19 protein-coding genes and 1 tRNA gene are annotated in these 19,022 nt (G+C 65.0%); 6 read left to right on the top strand and 14 right to left on the bottom strand.

Features of this window, described 5'->3' with window-relative positions; all coding sequences use genetic code 11:
• The 8 genes from RQI28_RS14110 to RQI28_RS14075 all read right to left on the bottom strand — a co-directional run bounded on the left by RQI28_RS14110 (position 1) and on the right by RQI28_RS14075 (position 7,635).
• Positions 1–76: transfer RNA gene (locus RQI28_RS14110), tRNA-Val, on the bottom strand.
• Positions 77–91: 15 nt separating this feature from the next.
• A complete protein-coding gene (locus RQI28_RS14105; protein WP_007858657.1) occupies positions 92–364 on the bottom strand; it encodes an HU family DNA-binding protein in 273 nt (90 codons plus the stop codon).
• A gap of 243 nt (positions 365–607) precedes the next feature.
• On the bottom strand, positions 608–1,177 hold the full coding sequence (pgsA, locus tag RQI28_RS14100; protein ID WP_311223849.1) for a CDP-diacylglycerol--glycerol-3-phosphate 3-phosphatidyltransferase: 570 nt from the start codon (positions 1,175–1,177) through the stop codon (positions 608–610).
• A 33-nt stretch (positions 1,178–1,210) separates the two neighbouring features.
• The gene (uvrC, locus tag RQI28_RS14095; RefSeq protein WP_311223850.1) at positions 1,211–3,211 is read right to left on the bottom strand and encodes an excinuclease ABC subunit UvrC; all 2,001 of its coding nucleotides are present in this window, start codon (positions 3,209–3,211) and stop codon (positions 1,211–1,213) included.
• A 110-nt stretch (positions 3,212–3,321) separates the two neighbouring features.
• Complete coding sequence (locus RQI28_RS14090; protein WP_311223851.1) at positions 3,322–4,305, bottom strand: tripartite tricarboxylate transporter substrate binding protein; 984 nt, start codon at positions 4,303–4,305, stop codon at positions 3,322–3,324.
• Between the two features lie 68 nt (positions 4,306–4,373).
• A complete protein-coding gene (locus tag RQI28_RS14085) occupies positions 4,374–5,366 on the bottom strand; it encodes a tripartite tricarboxylate transporter substrate binding protein (protein WP_311223852.1) in 993 nt (330 codons plus the stop codon).
• 65 nt (positions 5,367–5,431) lie between these two features.
• Entirely contained in the window at positions 5,432–6,418 is a 987-nt protein-coding gene (locus RQI28_RS14080) for a hydroxymethylglutaryl-CoA lyase (protein ID WP_311223853.1), read from the bottom strand.
• Positions 6,415–7,635, bottom strand: coding sequence for a CoA transferase (locus RQI28_RS14075; RefSeq protein WP_311223854.1), 1,221 nt, complete (start codon positions 7,633–7,635; stop codon positions 6,415–6,417). Before RQI28_RS14075 ends, RQI28_RS14080 begins: the two co-directional genes overlap by 4 nt.
• A gap of 117 nt (positions 7,636–7,752) precedes the next feature.
• Here RQI28_RS14075 and RQI28_RS14070 point away from each other — a divergent pair, with 117 nt between their 5' ends.
• The 3 genes from RQI28_RS14070 (at position 7,753) to efp (ending at position 10,483) form a co-directional block, all read left to right on the top strand.
• Positions 7,753–8,664: a LysR family transcriptional regulator gene (locus RQI28_RS14070; protein WP_311223855.1), complete on the top strand. Its 912-nt coding sequence runs from the start codon at positions 7,753–7,755 to the stop codon at positions 8,662–8,664.
• The gene (earP, locus tag RQI28_RS14065) at positions 8,664–9,746 is read left to right on the top strand and encodes an elongation factor P maturation arginine rhamnosyltransferase EarP (RefSeq protein WP_311223904.1); all 1,083 of its coding nucleotides are present in this window, start codon (positions 8,664–8,666) and stop codon (positions 9,744–9,746) included. Before RQI28_RS14070 ends, earP begins: the two co-directional genes overlap by 1 nt.
• Before the next feature lie 182 nt (positions 9,747–9,928).
• Positions 9,929–10,483 (top strand): elongation factor P, encoded by a 555-nt coding sequence (gene efp, locus RQI28_RS14060; RefSeq protein ID WP_087746252.1) that lies wholly within the window; start codon positions 9,929–9,931, stop codon positions 10,481–10,483.
• Between the two features lie 131 nt (positions 10,484–10,614).
• Here efp and rimO read toward each other — a convergent pair whose 3' ends face one another.
• Complete coding sequence (gene rimO, locus RQI28_RS14055; protein WP_311223856.1) at positions 10,615–12,027, bottom strand: 30S ribosomal protein S12 methylthiotransferase RimO; 1,413 nt, start codon at positions 12,025–12,027, stop codon at positions 10,615–10,617.
• 386 nt (positions 12,028–12,413) lie between these two features.
• The gene (locus tag RQI28_RS14050) at positions 12,414–12,821 is read right to left on the bottom strand and encodes a helix-turn-helix domain-containing protein (protein WP_311230433.1); all 408 of its coding nucleotides are present in this window, start codon (positions 12,819–12,821) and stop codon (positions 12,414–12,416) included.
• A 182-nt stretch (positions 12,822–13,003) separates the two neighbouring features.
• On the opposite strand from RQI28_RS14050, the gene RQI28_RS14045 reads away from it, so the two are divergent.
• Positions 13,004–13,510: a nuclear transport factor 2 family protein gene (locus RQI28_RS14045; RefSeq protein WP_311223858.1), complete on the top strand. Its 507-nt coding sequence runs from the start codon at positions 13,004–13,006 to the stop codon at positions 13,508–13,510.
• 54 nt (positions 13,511–13,564) lie between these two features.
• Positions 13,565–14,161 carry a hypothetical protein gene (locus RQI28_RS14040; RefSeq protein ID WP_311223859.1) on the top strand — a complete coding sequence of 199 codons (597 nt, stop codon included), beginning with the start codon at positions 13,565–13,567 and terminating at the stop codon, positions 14,159–14,161.
• 62 nt (positions 14,162–14,223) lie between these two features.
• Here RQI28_RS14040 and phaR read toward each other — a convergent pair whose 3' ends face one another.
• Positions 14,224–14,763, bottom strand: a complete 540-nt coding sequence (gene phaR, locus RQI28_RS14035; RefSeq protein ID WP_311223860.1) for a polyhydroxyalkanoate synthesis repressor PhaR — start codon at positions 14,761–14,763, stop codon at positions 14,224–14,226.
• Between the two features lie 351 nt (positions 14,764–15,114).
• On the opposite strand from phaR, the gene RQI28_RS14030 reads away from it, so the two are divergent.
• Positions 15,115–15,564, top strand: coding sequence for a hypothetical protein (locus RQI28_RS14030; protein WP_311223861.1), 450 nt, complete (start codon positions 15,115–15,117; stop codon positions 15,562–15,564).
• Positions 15,565–15,657: 93 nt separating this feature from the next.
• Here the strand turns inward: RQI28_RS14030 and RQI28_RS14025 are convergent, their stop codons facing one another.
• From RQI28_RS14025 to RQI28_RS14015, 3 genes are all read right to left on the bottom strand, one after another.
• Positions 15,658–16,650 (bottom strand): tripartite tricarboxylate transporter substrate binding protein, encoded by a 993-nt coding sequence (locus tag RQI28_RS14025; RefSeq protein WP_311223862.1) that lies wholly within the window; start codon positions 16,648–16,650, stop codon positions 15,658–15,660.
• A 44-nt stretch (positions 16,651–16,694) separates the two neighbouring features.
• Positions 16,695–17,762: an SMP-30/gluconolactonase/LRE family protein gene (locus tag RQI28_RS14020; protein WP_311223863.1), complete on the bottom strand. Its 1,068-nt coding sequence runs from the start codon at positions 17,760–17,762 to the stop codon at positions 16,695–16,697.
• Positions 17,763–17,899: 137 nt separating this feature from the next.
• Entirely contained in the window at positions 17,900–18,997 is a 1,098-nt protein-coding gene (locus RQI28_RS14015; protein WP_404976937.1) for a lactonase family protein, read from the bottom strand.
• Between the last annotated feature and the right edge of the window lie 25 nt (positions 18,998–19,022).

The raw sequence follows: 19,022 nt of genomic DNA, 5'->3' as shown, positions 1-19,022 counted from the left end.
TGGTGGGTCCTGACGGTCTCGAACCGCCGACCTACTCCGTGTAAAGGAGCCGCTCTACCAACTGAGCTAAGGACCCCACCGAAACTACCCATCAGTTCAAGGCGTCTTTCAAAGCCTTGCCTGGACGGAACTTCGGAACTTTAGCAGCCTTGATCTTAATCGTATCACCGGTGCGGGGATTACGACCCGTGCGGGCGGCGCGCTTGCCCACCGCGAAGGTACCAAAACCGACGAGCGACACCGTACCGCCCTTCTTCAGAGTCTTCTTGACCGCCTCGATCGTGGACTCCAGCGCGCGAGCAGCGGCAGCCTTGGAGATGTCGGCGTTGTTTGCAATGTGCTCAATCAGTTCGGTTTTATTCACAAGAAGCCTCTCGAGAAAAGAGTGGGTGGAATGTCTTATGCAAATCTGGCCCCTCGTCCATCAGCCTGGCACGTGCCAAGGTCTGGTGATGGAGGAATGCGGAAGGGGCAGAGCAGCAGTCAAAGCTGCCAGATTAAAGCCATCGGGTTTGCGGGTGTCAATACGGGACAAGCCGCTTTGCGATGGCGCGGCTGGCGATTCTAGTCGCATTTAGACACCATTTTCGACAGCGGGTGCAAGGCGTCAGCGCGTGACGCGGGCGCGAATTTCCGGCAAGGCCTTTTGCAGGTAATACACCATGGACCACACCGTCAGCACGGCAGCGATCCAGATCAACCAGGTACCCCACACGCCCGTGTCGATGGCGCCGAAAAGCCGGCCGTCGTAGAGCAAAAATGGAATGGCGACCATCTGCACCGTGGTCTTGAGCTTGCCGAGCATATGTACCGCGACGCTCTTGCTGGCACCGATCTGGGCCATCCACTCGCGCAACGCAGAGATGGCGATCTCGCGGCCGATGATGATGAGTGCGACGAACACGTCCGCCCGCTGAAGCTGCACCAGCACCAGCAGTGACGCGCACACCAAAAACTTGTCTGCGACAGGATCGAGAAACGCGCCAAAAGACGAGGTCTGATTGAGTTTGCGAGCAAGGTAGCCATCGAGCCAGTCGGTCGCGGCGAACACCACGAACAGGACGGTGGCGATCAGGTTGCGCGTTGCCGGATCTAGCGGCGTGTAGAACACCCCCACGATCAAAGGTATCGCGACGATGCGCGTCCAGGTCATGATGGTGGGGATTGTCAGGAACATGGGGCGATTGTGTCACGCGCCGGGTGGCAGGGCTCACCTCAACGCGCGGTAGATTTCCTCGGCCAGTTCGCGCGAGATGCCATCGACCGTGGTCAGGTCGTCCACGCTGGCCGCCGCCACGCCGCGCACGCCGCCAAAGCGCTGCAGCAGTCGCGCCCGCTTCTTCGGCCCCACGCCGGCGATCTCTTCCAGTTGGCCGCCGCCTACGCGCACCTTGGCACGCGCCGCGCGCATGCCGGTGATGGCAAAACGGTGCGCTTCGTCGCGGATCTGCGCCACCAGCATCAGCGCCGCCGAGTCGCGCCCCAGATAGACCTTCTCGCGCCCATCGGCAAACACCAATTCTTCCAGGCCCACCTTGCGGCCCTCTCCCTTTTCCACGCCGACGATGCGGGTGAGATCCAGGCCCAGTTCGGTGAACACCTCGCGCGCCATGCTGACCTGGCCCTTGCCGCCATCCACCAACACCAGATCAGGCAGCCGGGCCTGGCCTGGCGCGGGCTCGGCGCCGCCGGCTTCGCGCTGTGCTTCGGCGACCTTGCTGTACCGGCGCGTGAGCACTTGGCGCATGGCAGCGTAGTCGTCGCCGCCCGTGATGCCTTCGATCTTGTAGCGGCGATATTCGCTGCTCTGCATCTTGTGGTGGTGAAACACGACACACGATGCCTGCGTGGACTCGCCCGCCGTGTGGGAGATGTCGAAACACTCGATGGTGAGCGTGGCCAGGTCTTCGACCTCCAAGTCCAGCGCCTCGGACAACGCCCGCGTGCGCGCCTGCTGTGAGCCCTCTTCCGCCAGAAGACGCGCCAGCTGGATGTCGGCGTTTTTCTGCGCCATTTCCAGCCACACGCGCCGCTGCTCGCGCGGCTGGTGCACCGCCGAGATGCGCATGCCCACCTGTTGCGACAGCGCGGCGAGAAGGCCGCGGTCGACCGCCTGGCTGGTGACCAGCACGGGCGGCGCAGGCACGCCGAGGTAATGCTGCGCGATGAAGGCTTCCAGCACCTGCGCTTCGATGGAACGAGTCGCCTCCGGCGCAGCCACGTTGCCCTCTGCTGCCGCATCCGTCGGCACGCCCTCGGCAGCGTCTTCGGCGGACTCTTCCGCTTGAAAGATCGCTGCGGCATCTTCCACATGCACCGGAAAGTAGGCGCGGTCGCCCAAGTGCCGCCCGCCACGCACCATCGCCAGGTTCACGCAGGCCCGCCCGCCCAGCACCTTCACGGCGAGGATGTCCACGTCCTTGTCCGACGTGGTCTCAATGGACTGCTGGTGCAGCACGCGCGACAGCGCCGTAATCTGGTTGCGCACGTCTGCCGCCTGCTCGAATTCGAGCTTGCCGGAGTGCTCCATCATCCGCGCCTCCATCGCCTGCAGCAGTTCCTGCGTTTCGCCGCGCAGCATGGCCTCGGCATGGTGCACGTCGCTGGCGTAGGCCTCGGGCGAGATCAAATCCACGCAGGGGCCCGTGCAACGCTTGATCTGATACAGCAGGCAGGGCCGCGTGCGGTTGGCAAACACCGTGTCTTCACAGGTTCGCAGGCGGAACACTTTCTGCAGCAGCAGGATGGTTTCCTTTACTGCCCAGGCACCAGGGTAAGGACCGAAATAGCGGTGGCGCTTGTCCACCGCCCCGCGGTAATACGCAATGCGCGGAAACTGCTGACCGGGCTGCTCGCCGGTGCCATCGCGTGCGGCCACGCCGGTGATCTTCAGATATGGATAACTCTTGTCGTCGCGGAACAGAATGTTGTAGCGCGGGTTCAGCGACTTGATAAGGTTGTTTTCCAGCAGCAAGGCCTCGGCCTCGGACCGCACCACGGTCGTGTCCAGCCGCACGATCTTGCCCACCATGTGGCCGATGCGCGTGCCGCCATGTGTCTTGGTGAAGTAGCTGGAAACGCGCTTCTTCAGGTTGCGCGCCTTGCCCACGTACAGCAGCGCGCCCTGGGTATCGAAATAGCGGTAGACGCCCGGCAACGGGGGCAAGCCGGCCACCTGGGCCAGCAATTCAGCGGAATGCACATCGGACATGCACCGTATTGTGGCTGTGCGCAAAAGCCCTCGCACAAGCTATGCTTTTGATAGCTGCTAGCGCTTATATATCAAGCGCTAGAGGCCAAAAACACTTAAAAACAGGGCGCTCAGTCGGCCTCAATGTGCGCAGACTTCACCACGTTGGCCCAGTTGGCCAGGTCGGCCTTCACGCGCGCGGCCAGTTGCTGCGGGCCCTGGTAGTCGGCCGTGGCGCCCTGCTCTTGCGCCTTCTGCGCGAAAGCCGGGCTTTGCACCACAGTGCGCACATCGGCCACCAGCTTGTCGATGACGGCCTTCGGTGTGGCGGCCGGAGCGAAAAGCGCAAACCACGAGGTGGCGTCCACCTTCGGGTAACCGGCCTCCGCCGTGGTCGGCACGTTGGGCAGGCTGGGCAGCCGCTCCTTGCCGGTCACCGCCAGCACACGCAGCTTGCCTGCCTGGATGTGCGACATGAACGGCGGCGCGGTGCCGAAGGTCAGGTCCACCTGCCCACCCAGCAAGTCCTGCAGCGCGGGGCCCGTGCCATTGTACGGCACGTGCACCATCTTCATGCCGCCTTGCTGCTCCAGCATGGCGCCGGTCACGTGCTGCAGCGACCCGTTGCCCGACGATGCGTAGTTCAGCTTGCCGGGGTTGGCCTTGGCGTAGGCGATCAGTTCGGCCAGCGTCTTCACCGGCAGGCCGTCGCGCACCACGATGATCTGCGGCGCCGAAATGACGTTCGCCACCGGCTGGAAGTCGCCCTGCTCCCACTGCTTTTGCCGTGTCAGCAGCGGCGAGATGACGTGGTAGCCGGAATATTGCATCAGCAGCGTGTAGCCGTCGGGCTCGGCGCGCTTGACGATGGCCGCCGCAATCGATCCGTTGCCGCCGCCCTTGTTGTCCACCACCACAGACTGCCCCAGCACCGGCCCGAGGGCCTGCGCCACCATGCGGGCCGACAGGTCGGTGGTGCCGCCGGCTGCGGTGGGCACCACCATCGTCACGGGCCTGGACGGGTAAGGCGCCTGCGCCCAAGCGGCCAGTGGCGTGCAGATTGCGCCGAGAGCCAACACGGACACTGCGCGGCGGGTGAAAAAAGATGGGGTCATGAAAAGTCTCCTCGTCTCGTTGTCGTTGAATGAAAAATTTTTGGCGGCGGCGGCCCTGCCGCGTGCCGTCAATCCAGCGTGGAGCCCGTGTCCTTCACCACGCGCGCCCACTTGGGCAGGTCGGACTGCACCAGCGCGCCCAGTTGCGCGGACGTGCCCTTGAACGGCTCGCAGCCCACGCTGGCCAGCTTGTCGATCACGTCTTTTTGATCCAGCGCGCGGGCCACTTCCGCCTGCAACCGCGCCACGATGGGTGCGGGCGTGCCAGCCGGCGCAAACAGCGCATACCAGGGCGCCTGGCCAAAGCCCTTGAGCGTCTCGCCGATGGTCGGCACATCAGGCAGCGCGGCCACGCGGCGTTCGTTCACCACACCCAGCACCTTCAGCTTGCCGGCCTTGATGAAAGCAATGGATGACGGCAGGCTCTGCACCGACAGCGGCACCTGCCCGCCCGCCACGTCAGTGGCTGCGGCTGCCGACCCCTTGTACGGCACGTGCTGCAGTTGAATGCCTGCCGCTTTCTGCAACAGTTCGCCAATCAAATGGTTGAGCGTGCCGTTGCCTGCGGACGCGATGGAATAGTGCCCCGGCCGCGCCTTGGCCAGCGTGATCAGTTCGGCCACGTTGTTCGCCGCAAACGACGGGTGCGCGACCAGCACATAGCCCGCCGTGGCCACGGGCGCCACCGGCTCGAAGTCCTTGACCGGATCGAACCCGGGGCTGCGGTAGAGCGCCGGCCCGATCACGTGCGCGCTGTCTGCCGTCAGCAGCAGCGTGTAGCCGTCGTGCCGCGCACGGGCGGTAGAGGCCGTCGCCAGCGTGCCGCCCGCGCCGGGTTTGTTGTCCACCACGACGCTTTGGCCCAGTTGCTCTGACAGCCGCTGCGCCAGCACGCGGGCGATGGCGTCGTTGGCGCCGCCGGCTGCCTGCGGCACGACCATGGTGATGGGTTTGGTGGGGTAGTTGTCTTGCGCTGCCGCACCCAGGCTGGTGGTGCACAGCAAGGCACCCGTCGTCACCAGGGCCTGGCGGCGTGTGGGATGGAATGATGTCTGGGTCATCGTTTGTGTCTCCTGGTGATGTTGTGTTGTGGTGGATGGGTGCGGCTTGAACGCAGCGAGCGGCGTCAGCGCGCCAGCGCCCTCTGCCGCACCGCGTCGAAGTCCGCCGGCACCGGGTGCAGCGCAAGCCGCTCGCCCGCCTTGACGATCTGGCTCGGAATGTCGTGGCCGATCAACGCCGGTAGCCGGGCGGCGGCGGCGGTCAGCGCGCGCAAGTCCACGCCCGTGTCGTAGCCCATCAGCTCCAGCGCATGCACCACCTCTTCGCTGCACACGTTGCCCGACGCACCGGGCGCATAAGGGCAGCCGCCCAGCCCGCCCAGCGAGGCATCGAAGCGATCCGCGCCCGCATCGATGGCCGCCAGCACATTGGCCAGCCCCATGCCGCGCGTGTTGTGAAAGTGCAGCGTGAACACCATGCCCGGCCAGCGCGCACGGGCGGCACCGGTCAGCGCAGCCACCTGCGCCGGGTGGGCCATGCCGGTGGTGTCGCACAGCGTGATGCCCTGCACGCCCAGGTCGGCAAAACGCTGCACCCAACCGAACACATCAGCCTGCTCCACATCGCCTTCAAAAGGACAGCCGAACACGCACGACAGCGACACATTCACCGCCACGCCGGCCGCCTGGGCGTTGGCGATGACCAGCGCCAGCGCGGCAAAAGACTGCTCGCGCGTCATGCGCAGGTTGGCCAGGTTGTGCGTGGCGCTGGCGGACATCACCAGGTTCAGCTCGTCCGCGCGCGACTCGATGGCGCGTTCGGCGCCACGAAGGTTGGGCACCAGTGCGGTGTAGACCACGCCGGGCATGCGCTCGATTTCACGCATCACGATCTCCGCGTCGCGCAGCGCCGGAATGGCCGTGGGCGACGTGAACGAGGTGACTTCGATCTTCGCCAGCCCCGTGGCCGACAGCGCGTTCACCAGCGCGATCTTGTCCTCAGTCGGCACAAAGGCCGCTTCCATCTGCAGGCCGTCGCGCGTGCCCACTTCCTGCATGTGAATACGGCGCCCGCCGCCCTGCCACACCGTCGGTGCTTCTTGCGCGCTCATTGAATCACTCCCTTACTGCGCAGCAGCGCGATCTGTTCGGTGCTCAGGCCCGCCTCGGCCAGCACCGTGTCGGTGTCGTCGCCCAAGTGCGGCGCGCTGGAGCGGATGGTGCCCGGCGTGGCAGACAACTTGGGCACGATGCCCGGCACCTCGACCGTGTCGCCGTCGCGCGTGGCCTGGGCCAGCAGCATGTCGCGGGCGCGGTAGTGCGGGTCTTGTGCGATGTCCTGCGCCGTGTAGACCTTGCCGGCAGGCACGCGCGCGACGCCCAGCGTATCCATCACCACCTGCACGGTGCGGCCCGTGGTCCACGCCTGGATGGCAGCGTCGATCTCCCCCACGCGCGCCACGCGGCCGGCGTTGTCGGCCAGATCGGGCGCCTGGGCCAGGTCGGGGCGGCCGATGGCCTCCATCAGTCGCTTGAAAATGCTGTCGCCATTGCCCGCCACCAGCACCCAGCCATCGGTGCAAGGATAGGCGTTGGAGGGCGCGATGCCCGGCAAGGCACTGCCCGCTGCATCGCGCACGGCACCGAAAGCGCTGTATTCGGGGATCAGGCTTTCCATCACGTTGAACACCGCCTCGTGCAGCGCCACGTCGATCACCTGGCCCTGCCCACCGTTGACCTTGCGGTGGTAGAGCGCCGTCAGCACGCCGATGGCGCCGTGCAGCGCCGCCAGCGTGTCGCCGATCGACACGCCCACGCGCACGGGCACGCGGCCCGGCTCGCCCGTCAGGTGGCGCAGCCCGCCCATGGCCTCGCCGATCACCCCAAAGCCCGGCAGGTCGCGGTAAGGCCCCGTCTGGCCGTAGCCCGAGATGCGCAAGATGACCAGGCCCGGGTTCAGCGCATGCAGCTCATCGGGCGACATGCCCCAGCCCTCCAGCGTGCCGGGGCGAAAGTTCTCGATCAGCACGTCGGCCTCGGCGATCAACTGGCGGGCGATGGCTTGGCCTTCGGCCTGGCGCAAATCCAGCGCCACCGAGCGCTTGTTGCGCGACTGCACCTGCCACCACACCGAGGTGCCGTTTTTCAGCATGCGCCAGTTGCGCAGCGGGTCGCCCGTGCCGGTGGCTTCGATCTTGATCACCTCGGCGCCGAACTCGCCCAGCGTCTTGCCGCAGAACGGGCCGGCGATCAGCTGGCCCATCTCTATCACGCGCACGCCGCCCAGCGCGGCAGGGGTTGCTGGGTCGGCACTCGTTGTCGTCGTCATGTCTCTCATCGCCCTCGGAAGTTGAGGCGGATGATGCCGCGCCGGGCCGCGCGCCCAAAACGCTGATGCGCGACGCTGCCATCGCAAACCGTCATGGCGGCGCTACCATGCCGGCCCATGAAGCTCGACCCCGTTTCCCTGCGTCTTTTCGTTGCCGTGATGGAAGAAAACGCCATCGCCCGCGCAGCTGCGCGCGAGCACATCGCGCCGTCGGCCGCCAGCCGGCGCCTGACGGAGCTGGAATCGGCCCTGCACGTGGAGCTGTTCACCCGCAGCAATCGCGGCACCGAGCCCACCGCCGCCGCCTTCGCGCTGCTGGACATGGCGCGCGGCGTGCTGAACGACCTGGACGGCATCGCCGCGCAGATGCGCGACTTTCACGCCGGCGTGCGCGGCCAGGTGCGCGTGGTGGCCAACATCTCGGCCATCACGCAGTTTCTGCCGGCCGAGCTGCAGCGCTTCATGGCCACGCACCCGCAGGTGCAGGTGCAACTGCAGGAACAGATCAGTACCGCCGTCGCGCGGTCGGTGGCGGAGAACGCGGCGGACGTGGGCATCCTCAACCATGGCAGCTACGGCGAACGCGTGGCGCTGCTGCCCTATCGCACCGATGAGCTGGTGCTGGTCGTGCCTGTCGGCCATGCGCTGGCGCGGCGGCGCAGCGTGCGTCTTGCCGATGCGCTGGGTTGCGACTTCGTCGGCATGCACCCGGGCAGCGCCATCAACCATGTGCTGACGCGCGCTGCCGCCGAACTGGAACGGCCGCTGCGCCTGCGCATTCAGGTCACCGGCTACGACGCGCTGTGCCTGATGGTGTCTGCCGGGCTGGGCGTGGGCGTGATGCCGCGCGGCAGCGCGCAGCTGTATCGCGGCGCGCTGGCCATCCGGGCGATCACGCTGGCCGAGCCCTGGGCGCAGCGCCGGCTTTCGCTGTGCGTGCGGGCTGGCGAGTCACTGTCCAGCGTGGCGCAGTTGCTGGTCGACCATCTGCGCGGCGCTGCCACTGCCGAAGAGGACACCATCGCGTGATCAACACCATCACCCCGACCCGCACCTGGGACGTCTTCTGCCAGGTCATCGACAACTTCGGCGACATCGGCGTGTGCTGGCGCCTGTGCGCGCAACTGGCCGCGCGCGGCGAACGCGTGCGCCTGTGGACCGACGACGCCAGCGCCCTCGCCTGGATGGCGCCGGGCGGCCAGCCGGGCGTGGAGGTGCTGCCCTGGCCCAGCCACGCCCCGGCCGACGGCCCGGGCGATGTGGTGATCGAAGCCTTCGGCTGCGAGATTGCTCCTGATTTCGTAGCTGCCATCGCTCACTCAGCAAGCGCCAGAGGCCAAAAACACTCCAAACCGCTGTGGATCAACCTCGAATACCTGTCCGCAGAAAGCTACGTGGAACGCAGCCATCGGCTGCCCTCGCTGCAATCGAGCGGGCCGGGCGCGGGCTGCACGCGCTGGTTTTTCTACCCCGGCTTCACACCGCGCACCGGCGGGCTGCTGCGCGAGGCCGGTCTGGCTGAGCGGCAGTCCGCGTTCGACCGGCCCGCCTGGCGCGCAGGCCGCGCCATCGGCGCACAGGACTGCGCCGTGTCGCTCTTTTGCTATGAGCCCGCAGGATTGCCTGCTTTGCTGGAACAGCTGGCCTCGCGCAGCGACGTGCGGCTGCTGGCCACGCCAGGCCGGGCCACGGCGGCGGTGCAGGCACTACAGCCGCAGTACCCGTCGCTGCAGGTGCAGTACTTGGCGCCCTGCCCGCAGCCAGCCTTCGACGAAATGCTGTGGGCCTGCGATCTGAACTGCGTGCGGGGCGAGGATTCGCTGGTGCGCGCCCTCTGGGCGGGCCAGCCCTTCGTGTGGCACATCTACCCGCAAGACGACGGCGCGCACCACGCCAAGCTGCAGGCGTTTCTCGATTGGCTGGATGCACCGCCATCGCTGCGTCGCTTTCACGATGTCTGGAACGGGCTGAAAAGTCAGGCCGAATTGCCCCGGATCAGCGCCCCGATGCTGGCCGAATGGCAGGCCTGCACGCTCTCGGCCCGCGCTCGGCTGCTGGCACAGGACGATCTATTGGCGCAGCTGCTGGGTTTCTTAGCCGAAAAAAGCTAAAATCCATGGCTTTGCGCCAAATGAAGGCGGCACTTCCTGGTGACCCAAGAATGCCCCGCCGGTGCACCCCGCCGCGGAACATGCGCTGGCGCCGGGCCTGCCACACCTTGGGCGATCTGAGGGAACGGCAGGCATCCCGCGCGCTCCAGCACGTAGAGCGGCTTCAACCCCAGCAATCTGCTATGAAAATCGCTCAAGAAATCCGCGCCGGCAACGTCATCATGCACGGCAAGGACCCCATGGTCGTCCTGAAGACCGAGTACGCACGCGGCGGCCGCGGCGCTGCCACGGTGCGCATGAAGCTCAAGAGCCTGATCGGCAACTTCGGCACCGAAAACGTCTTCAAGGCCGACGACAAGATCGACAACGTGATCCTCGACAAGAAGGAATGCACGTACTCGTACTTCGCCGACCCGATGTACGTCTGCATGGACACCGAATTCAACCAGTACGAAGTCGAAGCCGAAAACATGGGCGACGCGCTGAACTACCTGGAAGACGGCATGACCGTGGAAGTGGTGTTCTACGACGGCAAGGCCATCTCGGTCGAACTGCCCACCAGCGTGGAACGCGAGATCACCTGGACGGAACCAGCCGTCAAGGGCGACACGTCCGGCAAGGTGCTCAAGCCCGCCAAGATCGCCACCGGCTTCGAAGTGCCAGTGCCCCTCTTCGTGAGCCAGGGCGACAAGATCGAAATCGACACCCGCACGGGCGAATACCGCAAGCGCGTCTGAGCGCCACCCGTCTCTCGGCAACGAAAAAGGCTTCCCTCGGGAAGCCTTTTTTATGGTCTTTTTTGCCTCTAGCGCTTATTGCACAAGCGCTAGCAGCTATTAAAATAGTAGCAAATTAACCCACAAGTAGATCAGATCGGCACACCGACCAGATCGTGCCCCTGCGTGCCCACGATGCGCGCGCGGGTGAATTCACCCACCTTCAGCTGCTTGCTGATCTTCTCGGGCGGCAGCAGGTGCACCACGCCGTCGATCTCGGGCGCGTCGGCGTAGCTTCGGCCCCGGCCGCCCTTCTTGCCCAGTGCGGGCGCATGGTCCACCAGCACCTGCATGGTGGCACCCACGCGGCGCTGCAACTTGGCGGCCGACACCTCTTCCACCACCGCCATGAAGCGCCCGCGCCGTTCTTCGCGCAGCTCGATGGGCAGCATGCCAGGCAGCTCGTTGGCCGCAGCGCCGGCCACGTCGCTGTAGGCAAAGCAGCCGGCGCGGTCGATCTGCGCCTCGCGCACGAAGTCGAGCAGGTGCTGGAATTCTTCTTCCGTCTCGCCCGGAAAGCCGGCGATGAAGGTGCTGCGGATCACCAGCTCGGGGCAGGCCTCGCGCCAGCGCTGGATGCGCTCCAGGTTGCGCTCTCCGCTGGCCGGGCGCTTCATGCGCTTCAAGACGTCGGGATGGCTGTGCTGCAGCGGCACGTCCAGGTAAGGCAGCACCTTGCCGGTCGCCATCAACGGAATGACTTCGTCCACGCTGGGGTACGGGTAGACGTAGTGCAACCGCACCCAGGCGCCGTAGGGCTCGGCGATTTCGCCCAGAGCGGCCACCAGCTCCAGCATGCGCGTCTTGACGGGCTTGCCGTCCCAGAAGCCCATGCGGTACTTCACATCAACGCCGTAGGCGGATGTGTCCTGGCTGATCACCAGCAGCTCTTTCACGCCGCCGGCGAACAGCGCGTGCGCTTCCTTGAGCACGTCGCCCACGGGGCGCGAGACCAGGTCGCCGCGCATCGACGGGATGATGCAGAACGTGCAGCGGTGGTTGCAGCCTTCGCTGATCTTCAGATACGCGTAGTGCCTGGGCGTGAGCTTGATACCCGCCACGCCAAAGCCACCGGGCACCAGGTCGAGGAACGGGTCGTGCGGCTTGGGCAGGTTCAGGTGGATGGCGTCCATCACCTCTTGCGTGGCATGCGGGCCGGTCACGGCCAGCACGCTTGGGTGCATCTCGCGCACCATATTGCCGCCGCCCTCGCCGGCTCGCGCGCCCAGGCAGCCGGTCACGATGACCTTGCCGTTTTCAGCCAATGCCTCGCCGATGGTGTCCAGGCTCTCGCGCACGGCATCGTCGATGAAGCCGCAGGTGTTGACGATGACCAGATCGGCGCCCTGGAAGGTCTTGGATGTTTCATAACCTTCGGCGCTGAGCTGCGTGAGGATGAGCTCGGAGTCGGTCAGCGCCTTCGGGCAGCCGAGCGAGACCATGCCAATGGTGGGCGCGCGCTTGGTCGGGGCCACCACCGGGGCGTCTACTGCTGTCGAATTCATCGTGTTGTACCTGTCGAAAAAGGTGCCTGTCGCGTGGGGCGCGCAGAGCGTTCTGGTGTGTGGGCGGGGCCGTCACCGCAGGGCTGTGGCGGGGTGCTCCGGAGCCCCCTTGCTGATGCGGCGGGAAAGATTGCGAGCACAGTCCTCGTGCGTATGGCATGTAGTGCCCAGGCTGCGCACCTGCACGGCGCGTGCCATCCGGCGGACATGCGGTCACGCAGTGGCCCTGTGCGCTGCGGGTGTCGGCCTTGCGTTCGCCGAACCGTGCCTTCCAGACGCTATCGGCCCAAAACGTACTGGCGAAGCGGTCGCGGATTATATCTGGCAGCGCTGAAAACCCGCGGCGCGGCCGCAGCGCCCGGCCTAAGGACGTGAGAGTGCGTGGGTCAGGACGGTGATGCGCTACGCGCTGACATCACGGCCGCAATGTTGTCTTCGATCCAATCGATCAGCCCCTGCACTTGGCCGGCGACTTCCTGGCCGATCGGCGTCAACGAGTATTCCACGTGGGGCGGGACAACGGGTAGCGACACCCGGCGCACAAACCCGTCCCGCTCCAGCGCCTGCAGCGTTTGCGCCAGCATCTTCTCGCTCACCCCACCGATCCTTTTCCGGATCTGGCCGTAGCGCAGGGTGCCGTCGCGTAGCGAAATCAGCACCAGTACGCCCCAGCGGCTGGTGATGTTGGTCAGCACGCTGCGAGAAGGGCAGGCGGCAGCGAACACATCCCCCCGCGTGAACTTGGCAGACCTGCTCTCCTCATCAGTCGTCACGGGCGTCATCACAGCATCCATCACTTACCTTTTTGTGCGTACTTGCGAATAGTTAGTTTACGTGAAACCATTCGCCGCCTGTCACTGCACCGGCCTGCACCGTGGTTTTGTCAGCTGGGCCGCAACCCGTCACGCGGTGCCGGTGCTGATGCCAGTGATCGCGAGCCTGTTGTCTCTTTCCATTTCATTTTGCTCTTGACGCCATGAAACGCTTTCCTTTTATCGCCGCTCTATTGGCACTGTCTACCTGGCTGGGCTTGGCGCAAGCACAAGAACCGGTGGCCCCGTCCGCCAACGCAGAGGCACTCTTCACCAGCCCGGATCCGCGCCTGCACGCCAACAAACAAGTGGCCTACCAGATCATCCGGGAACTGCTGGAGGGCGGTCACTGGGACCGGGCAGACCGCTATCTAAGCGAGCGCTACATCCAGCACAACCCCAACGCGCAGTCGGGGCGAGACGCGGTGGTGCAGTACTTCACAGGGGTGCTCAAGGTCAAGCCACGCGCGATTCCTCAACGCATCAGCACACCCATCGTGGCGGTGATGGCCGAAGGCGATCTGGTCACGGTGCTGTACCCCAGAACCGTCCAGGGCCCGAATGGCCGTTACACGACCACCTGGTTCGACACCTGGCGGATCCGCGATGGCAAGGCCGACGAACACTGGGACCCTGCCTTGCAAGGCGAGGCGCCGGACCTGTCCCGCTGATGCCACGGCCCTCCTCTACCCGCATTGCCCGCGTTCCCATCGGATCTCCGCACCATGACTCTTAAATACGCCATCCTTTTCGCCCACCTCATTGCCATGGCTGTGGCCGTGGGAAAGATCTTGGAGTTCGACACCAAATTTCTCTTCCAGGCGCGAGCCCCGATGACCAGCGAGGGCATCGTGTCGCTGAAGTGGACGCAGGCCGTGGTCAGCGCCTCCCTGGCCGTCCTGTGGGCCACCGGTGCCATGCTCGTTGTGCTCGGCTCCATGGAATCTCCGGACTATCTGAACAACCAGAAACTGTGGGTCAAGGTGGGCATCGTCGCGTGCCTCACCTTCAACGGCTGGGTCATGCACCGTTGGGCTTTCCCGATGCTGCAGGGAGACACGGCTTTCCTTGATCTGCCGAAGGCGCACATGCTGGGCCTGACAGCTCTGGCCACGGCGTCGTCGGTTTCGTGGCTGTACGCCAGCTTTCTGGGCATTGCACGATCATGGAACCACAGCGTTCCCTACCTTGTTCCTGCAGCCGTGTACGCCGTGCTGCTGCTGGGCGGCTGGGCTGCCGCCAGCGCGCTGCTGCTGTGGCTGCGCAACACCAGCAAACAGCCTTCAGGGCCACGGCAGAACTGCCGGTGCCTGCAGGGGTGAGCCGCGAGCGGGCAGCCGGACGACCGCCCGCAGGCCGCTCATCGACCCGGCGCCCTGCCGGGCTAGCGCTTGATACCGAAAGCGCCCAGCATCTGTTCGGTCTGCTTTTGCATCTGCTCTTGCACCTGCGCAAAGGCGGCCTGCGACTGCTCGACATACGAGCCCATCATGCCCTTGAGCATGGGCGACTGCAGGTGCATGTACTTGCTCCACATCTCGGGCGTCATGGCTTGCGATTGCTCAGTCATGCGCGCCTGGATCTCGGTGAAGGCCTGCACATTCTTCTCCAGATAAGCGCCCATGAACCCCTGCATGGCATGCCCATAGAAGCGGATGATGTTGGCAAGCACCGCTTCCGTGAACATGGGCGCGCCGCCGGCTTCTTCTTCCAGAATGATCTGCAGCAGGATGCTGCGGGTCAGGTCGTCGCCGCTCTTGGCGTCGCGTACCGTAACGAGCTCTCCTTCCATCACCAATTGCTTGACCTCCGTCAGCGTGATGTAGGTTGAGGTCGATGTGTCATAGAGCCGCCGGTTAGGGTACTTCTTGATCACTCGCTGTGCGGGGGATGCCGGGTCGGCGGTGGGATGATCTTCAGGCACAGCTGGCTCCTCGGGGCGGTTTGCCCATCGTGTTTCTCTCCAAACTATTCTAGGGAGTAGTGCCTAGGGCACCGCGCAGGAATACCCTGAGCGGCTTCGCAGCGCCAGCGTCTCAACCGCTTGCGCGCCCTGCGGGGTACCCGTCGGCATTGGATGACCTGCAGGTAAGAGGCGTCCCACAAACCAATAGCGCGCTCGCGTCGAGACTTGCACAAAGGCGATCAAGGTCTGTTTCATTTTCGACTTTCCACGGATTGCCATCCACGGCCTCTGACAATACCGTTGGGCTGCCGTTTATCACCAGGCGCGCTGACGGCAGATCAGGCCATCGGCACTAAGAATGCACACACCATGGGAAACTATCCACTGAGAACCCGCCAGCAAAAAGGCCTGCTTCAGCAGTTCACGCCGCTCGATCTTTCTCCGACCTGGGACGACGGCGAGGTCATAAAGGTGCGTGGGGTGAGGGTGATTGCCCTCTCCGGCCATGCCACCTATTCCGACCGTGACTACGTGCTGGAACAGGCGGTGGGCTGTATCGAAGTCATCGGCAACCGGGTTGCCACGCGCGGCACCGTGCTGTTGATTGGCTTCACGCTGGCGACGACGCTGCCTCCGGCCACTTTCTCGATGGCTGAAGACGAAGCGGTGGGCACTATGACGCTGCCGGCCAGTTGCCTGAGCGCCTACATCATGATGGCCAACAGCCCCGCCGCTTATTTCCGCATGGGCGGAGACGGCTCGCACAACGCGCTTGCCACCGATGCATCGTCGCTGAGGGTGCAGACCGCCATCGCGTGAAAGCCCCCCCATGAAAAAGGCCCAGTCTTCACTGGGCCTTTTTCATGGGGGCGCTGCGCACGCACAGGGGCCAGGGCCCCTGCTGCTGCGCGATCAGTCTGGTTTGACGTTGGCCGCCTTGATCACCTGAGCCCACTTTTCCACTTCGGCCTTCTGGAAGGCCGCGACCTGCGCCGTGGTCATGTCGGCGGGCTCCATGCCAAAGCCTTTCAGGCGTGTCTGCATGTCCGGCTGCTGCAGGATCTTGCGGATCTCCTCGTGCAGTCGGGTGACGATAGGTGCTGGTGTACCGGTCGGCACGAAGATCGCCTGCCAGGACACGACTTCAAAATCTTTCAGGCCGTTGACGCCCGACTCCGCCACAGTCGGCACATCGGGCATGGACGCGAGCCGCTTGGCCGAGGTGACCGCGATGGCGCGCAGCTTGCCGCTCTGAATGTGCGGGCCGGCCACGACCGTGGTGTCGAACATCATGTCGACCTGACCGCCGATAACGTCCTGAATGGCCGGGCCACTGCCTTTGTAGGGCACGTGCGTGAACTTGATTCCCGACTTGAAGCCCAGCAGTTCGAGCGCCAGATGCTGCGAGCTGCCGGTACCGGCCGATGCAGACGACAGGCCGCCCTGCTTGGACTTGGCGGCATTCAGCACGTCCTGCAGTGTTTTGTACGGGCTGTTTGCAGCCACCACGAGCACGACCGGATTGGTGCCGATCAGCGTGACGGGCGCGAAGGACTTGATCGGGTCATAGCCCAGCTTCGGGTACAGGCTCACGTTGATAGCGTGCGAGCTGACCGTACCGCCCAGCAGCGTGAAGCCGTCCGGTGCCGCGCGCGAGGCGATTTCCGAGCCCACGCTGCCGCCCGCACCACCCTTGTTGTCGACCACCACAGTGGTGCCTAGCGCGGTGCCCAGTTGCTGGCCGATGATCCGGCCCAACGTGTCTGTAGTGCCGCCAGCGGCAAAAGGCACCAGGTAGGTGATGGCCTTGCCCGTGGGCCAAGTGGTCTGGGCCGAAGCCGTCAAGCCCCACAGAGCGCCGGTGGCGACGAGGACTGCGGAGCCGATGATGGATCTGCGTTGCATGGTGTGTATCTCCTGCTGATGAAAAAAAATGAAAGCGATTCGATTCAAACTGCGCCCCGAGCTTCCACGTACAGCGCGTAGATCGAATGGCTGCTGGTCATGAAGAGGCGATTGTTCTTGGGGCCGCCGAAGCACAGGTTGGCGCAGCGCTCGGGCAGGCGGATGTGGCCAATGGCCTTGCCTGCTGGGTTGAAGACCATCACGCCGTCCAGGTCCGCTGCGCTGGCACTGGCCGATCCGTTGCTGCCCCAGCCGCACCAGAGGTTGCCGAACTCGTCGCACTTGATGCCGTCCAGCGCGCCCGGTCCGTTGGCGTCGATATGCACGCGCTTGTTGGACAGGCGGCCGCCAGCGGCCACATCGAACGCCCACACCACGCGATGCGGCTGATGGCGCGATTCGACGATGTAGAGCACTTTCTCGTCGGGCGAAAAGCACAGGCCGTTCGGGCCGGCCAGGTCGTCCAACACCAGCGCGACTTTGCCCGTGGCGGCATCGATGCGGTAGACCGAATGCGGCAGCTCGGGCTGGGCTTTTTCGCCCTCCCAATGGCCACCGATGCCGAACGGCGGATCGGTGAACCAGATGGATCCGTCCTTGGCGCAGACGATGTCGTTGGGGGAGTTGAAGCGCTTGCCGTTGTAGCCCTCGGCGAGTACGGTGATGCGGCCGTCGTATTCCGTGCGGGTGACGCGGCGCGTCAAATGTTCACACGCCAGCAGCCGGCCCTGCCGGTCGCGCGCCAGGCCGTTGGAGAAGTTCGATGGGCTGCGGAACACGCCCGTGGTGCCCGTGGCTTCGTCCCAACGAATGATGCGGTTGTTGGGAATGTCGGAAAAGAGCAGGTAGCGCCCGTCGCCAAACCACACCGGGCCTTCCGCCCAGCGAAAGCCTGTGGCGATCTGCTCCACGCTGCTGCTGTAGATGCGGTACTTGCCGAATTCCGGGTCCAGGATCTGCACAGACGGGTCGGGGTAGCGCTGCTGCGGCTTGAAGTCGAATGACTGCGCGCTGGCGCTGGCGACCGTGCCGGCTGCCGTGGCAGCCAGCGCACCGGCGACGAAGCGGCGGCGCGTGGGCTGGTCATTGAGCGACGGTTTCTCCAGAGACATTCCCAGATCCTTTGCGTTGCAGTTGTTGGTCAAATTGGCCTCTAGCGCTTTATACATAAGCGCTAGTAGCTATATATTTAATAGCATTGCCACACAAAACCTTGAGGTGACGGGCCGGCCGCTGCGGCCGGCAGTCATCACGGCAGATCGACGATCTCGACCCAGTTCGGGTTCTTGCCTGCCGGAATGCGCGTGGGCGTGCCGGGCAAGCCGGTGGCGGCGTCGATGGGGTGCACCGACACGCTGTGCGACTCTTGGCCCGTGGAAATCAGGAACTTGCCCGATGAGTCCACCGCAAAGCCGCGTGGCGTTTTCTCGGTAGGCACCTGGCCCAGCGGTTCCAGCTGGCCGTTGGCGGGATTCACGCGAAAGCTCGACAGCGTGCTGGTCGTGCGCTCGGAAGCGTAGAGCGTGCGGCCGTCGGGCGACAGGTGCAGGTCGGCCGCCCAGGGCTTGCCGGTGAAGCCGGCCGGCAACGTGGTCACGCGTTGCGCCGCCCGCAAGGTCCCGCGCTCGGCGTCGTAGTCCAGCACATCCAGGCTCGCGTCCAGCTCATTGAGCAAGTACATGTGGCGCTGGGCGTTGTCCCACACGAAGTGGCGCGGGCCCGATTTGGCCGGTGTGATGGTGGTCAGCGCCGGCTCGTTGGCGGTCAACTGGCCGGTGGTGGCGTTGAACTTCCAGCTCGAGAGGTTGTCCCCGCCCAGGCTGGTGGCGAACACGTAGCGGTTAGCCGCGTCCGCATGGATCGCATGGGCGTTGGGCGATGTCGCGATGGTCTGTTGCACGGGACCCGCCGCGCCGTCGGTGCCGATGCTGTTCACCGTGATCTTGTTACCGCCGTAAGAGGCCGCAAACAACCAGCGGCCGGTGGCATCGGTGTCGATGTTGGCCATGCTGTCGGCCAGCGGCGCCTCACCCAGCTTGCGCAGCTTGCCCGTGAACGGGTCGATGGCCAGGCTGACCACCCGATACGGCTGCGAGCGCAACGCCACGTACAGCGTGCGCTTGTCGGGCGACACGGCCATCGGCATGGCCTGCCCGCCCAAAGGCACGGTCTCGGTCAGCCGCAGCGTGCCTGCCTTGCGGTCCAGTTCAAAAACCGACAGGTCCTGGCTGTCGGCGTTGGAGACATACACCCAGCTTGATGAGGACGAAGAGCTGCCGCCGCAGGCACCTAGCATGGCCATTGCCGCCAAAGGCGCAAGGTACTTCAGCGAAAAACGAGCAATCATGGAAGACTCACTTTCTGGTGTCGTC

Source organism: Acidovorax sp. WCS2018Noco2-16 (assembly GCF_031843945.1).
Lineage (GTDB): Bacteria > Pseudomonadota > Gammaproteobacteria > Burkholderiales > Burkholderiaceae_C > Paracidovorax.
The sequence above is the reverse complement of the archived record's forward strand: the minus strand, read 5'-3'. Positions and strand labels throughout refer to the sequence as shown.

Bases quoted from the DNA above. Each gene is read 5' to 3' on its own strand.
- RQI28_RS14030 (WP_311223861.1), top strand. From the start codon at position 15,115: ATGGGAAACTATCCACTGAGAACCCGCCAGCAAAAAGGCCTGCTTCAG.
- RQI28_RS14040 (WP_311223859.1), top strand. From the start codon at position 13,565: ATGACTCTTAAATACGCCATCCTTTTCGCCCACCTCATTGCCATGGCT.
- rimO (WP_311223856.1), bottom strand. From the start codon at position 12,027: ATGAATTCGACAGCAGTAGACGCCCCGGTGGTGGCCCCGACCAAGCGC.
- pgsA (WP_311223849.1), bottom strand. From the start codon at position 1,177: ATGTTCCTGACAATCCCCACCATCATGACCTGGACGCGCATCGTCGCG.
- RQI28_RS14015 (WP_404976937.1), bottom strand. From the start codon at position 18,997: ATGATTGCTCGTTTTTCGCTGAAGTACCTTGCGCCTTTGGCGGCAATG.
- RQI28_RS14075 (WP_311223854.1), bottom strand. From the start codon at position 7,635: ATGACGACGACAACGAGTGCCGACCCAGCAACCCCTGCCGCGCTGGGC.
- RQI28_RS14085 (WP_311223852.1), bottom strand. From the start codon at position 5,366: ATGACCCAGACATCATTCCATCCCACACGCCGCCAGGCCCTGGTGACG.
- RQI28_RS14050 (WP_311230433.1), bottom strand. From the start codon at position 12,821: ATGGATGCTGTGATGACGCCCGTGACGACTGATGAGGAGAGCAGGTCT.
- RQI28_RS14045 (WP_311223858.1), top strand. From the start codon at position 13,004: ATGAAACGCTTTCCTTTTATCGCCGCTCTATTGGCACTGTCTACCTGG.
- RQI28_RS14070 (WP_311223855.1), top strand. From the start codon at position 7,753: ATGAAGCTCGACCCCGTTTCCCTGCGTCTTTTCGTTGCCGTGATGGAA.
- RQI28_RS14080 (WP_311223853.1), bottom strand. From the start codon at position 6,418: ATGAGCGCGCAAGAAGCACCGACGGTGTGGCAGGGCGGCGGGCGCCGT.
- uvrC (WP_311223850.1), bottom strand. From the start codon at position 3,211: ATGTCCGATGTGCATTCCGCTGAATTGCTGGCCCAGGTGGCCGGCTTG.
- RQI28_RS14090 (WP_311223851.1), bottom strand. From the start codon at position 4,305: ATGACCCCATCTTTTTTCACCCGCCGCGCAGTGTCCGTGTTGGCTCTC.
- RQI28_RS14020 (WP_311223863.1), bottom strand. From the start codon at position 17,762: ATGTCTCTGGAGAAACCGTCGCTCAATGACCAGCCCACGCGCCGCCGC.
- efp (WP_087746252.1), top strand. From the start codon at position 9,929: ATGAAAATCGCTCAAGAAATCCGCGCCGGCAACGTCATCATGCACGGC.
- RQI28_RS14025 (WP_311223862.1), bottom strand. From the start codon at position 16,650: ATGCAACGCAGATCCATCATCGGCTCCGCAGTCCTCGTCGCCACCGGC.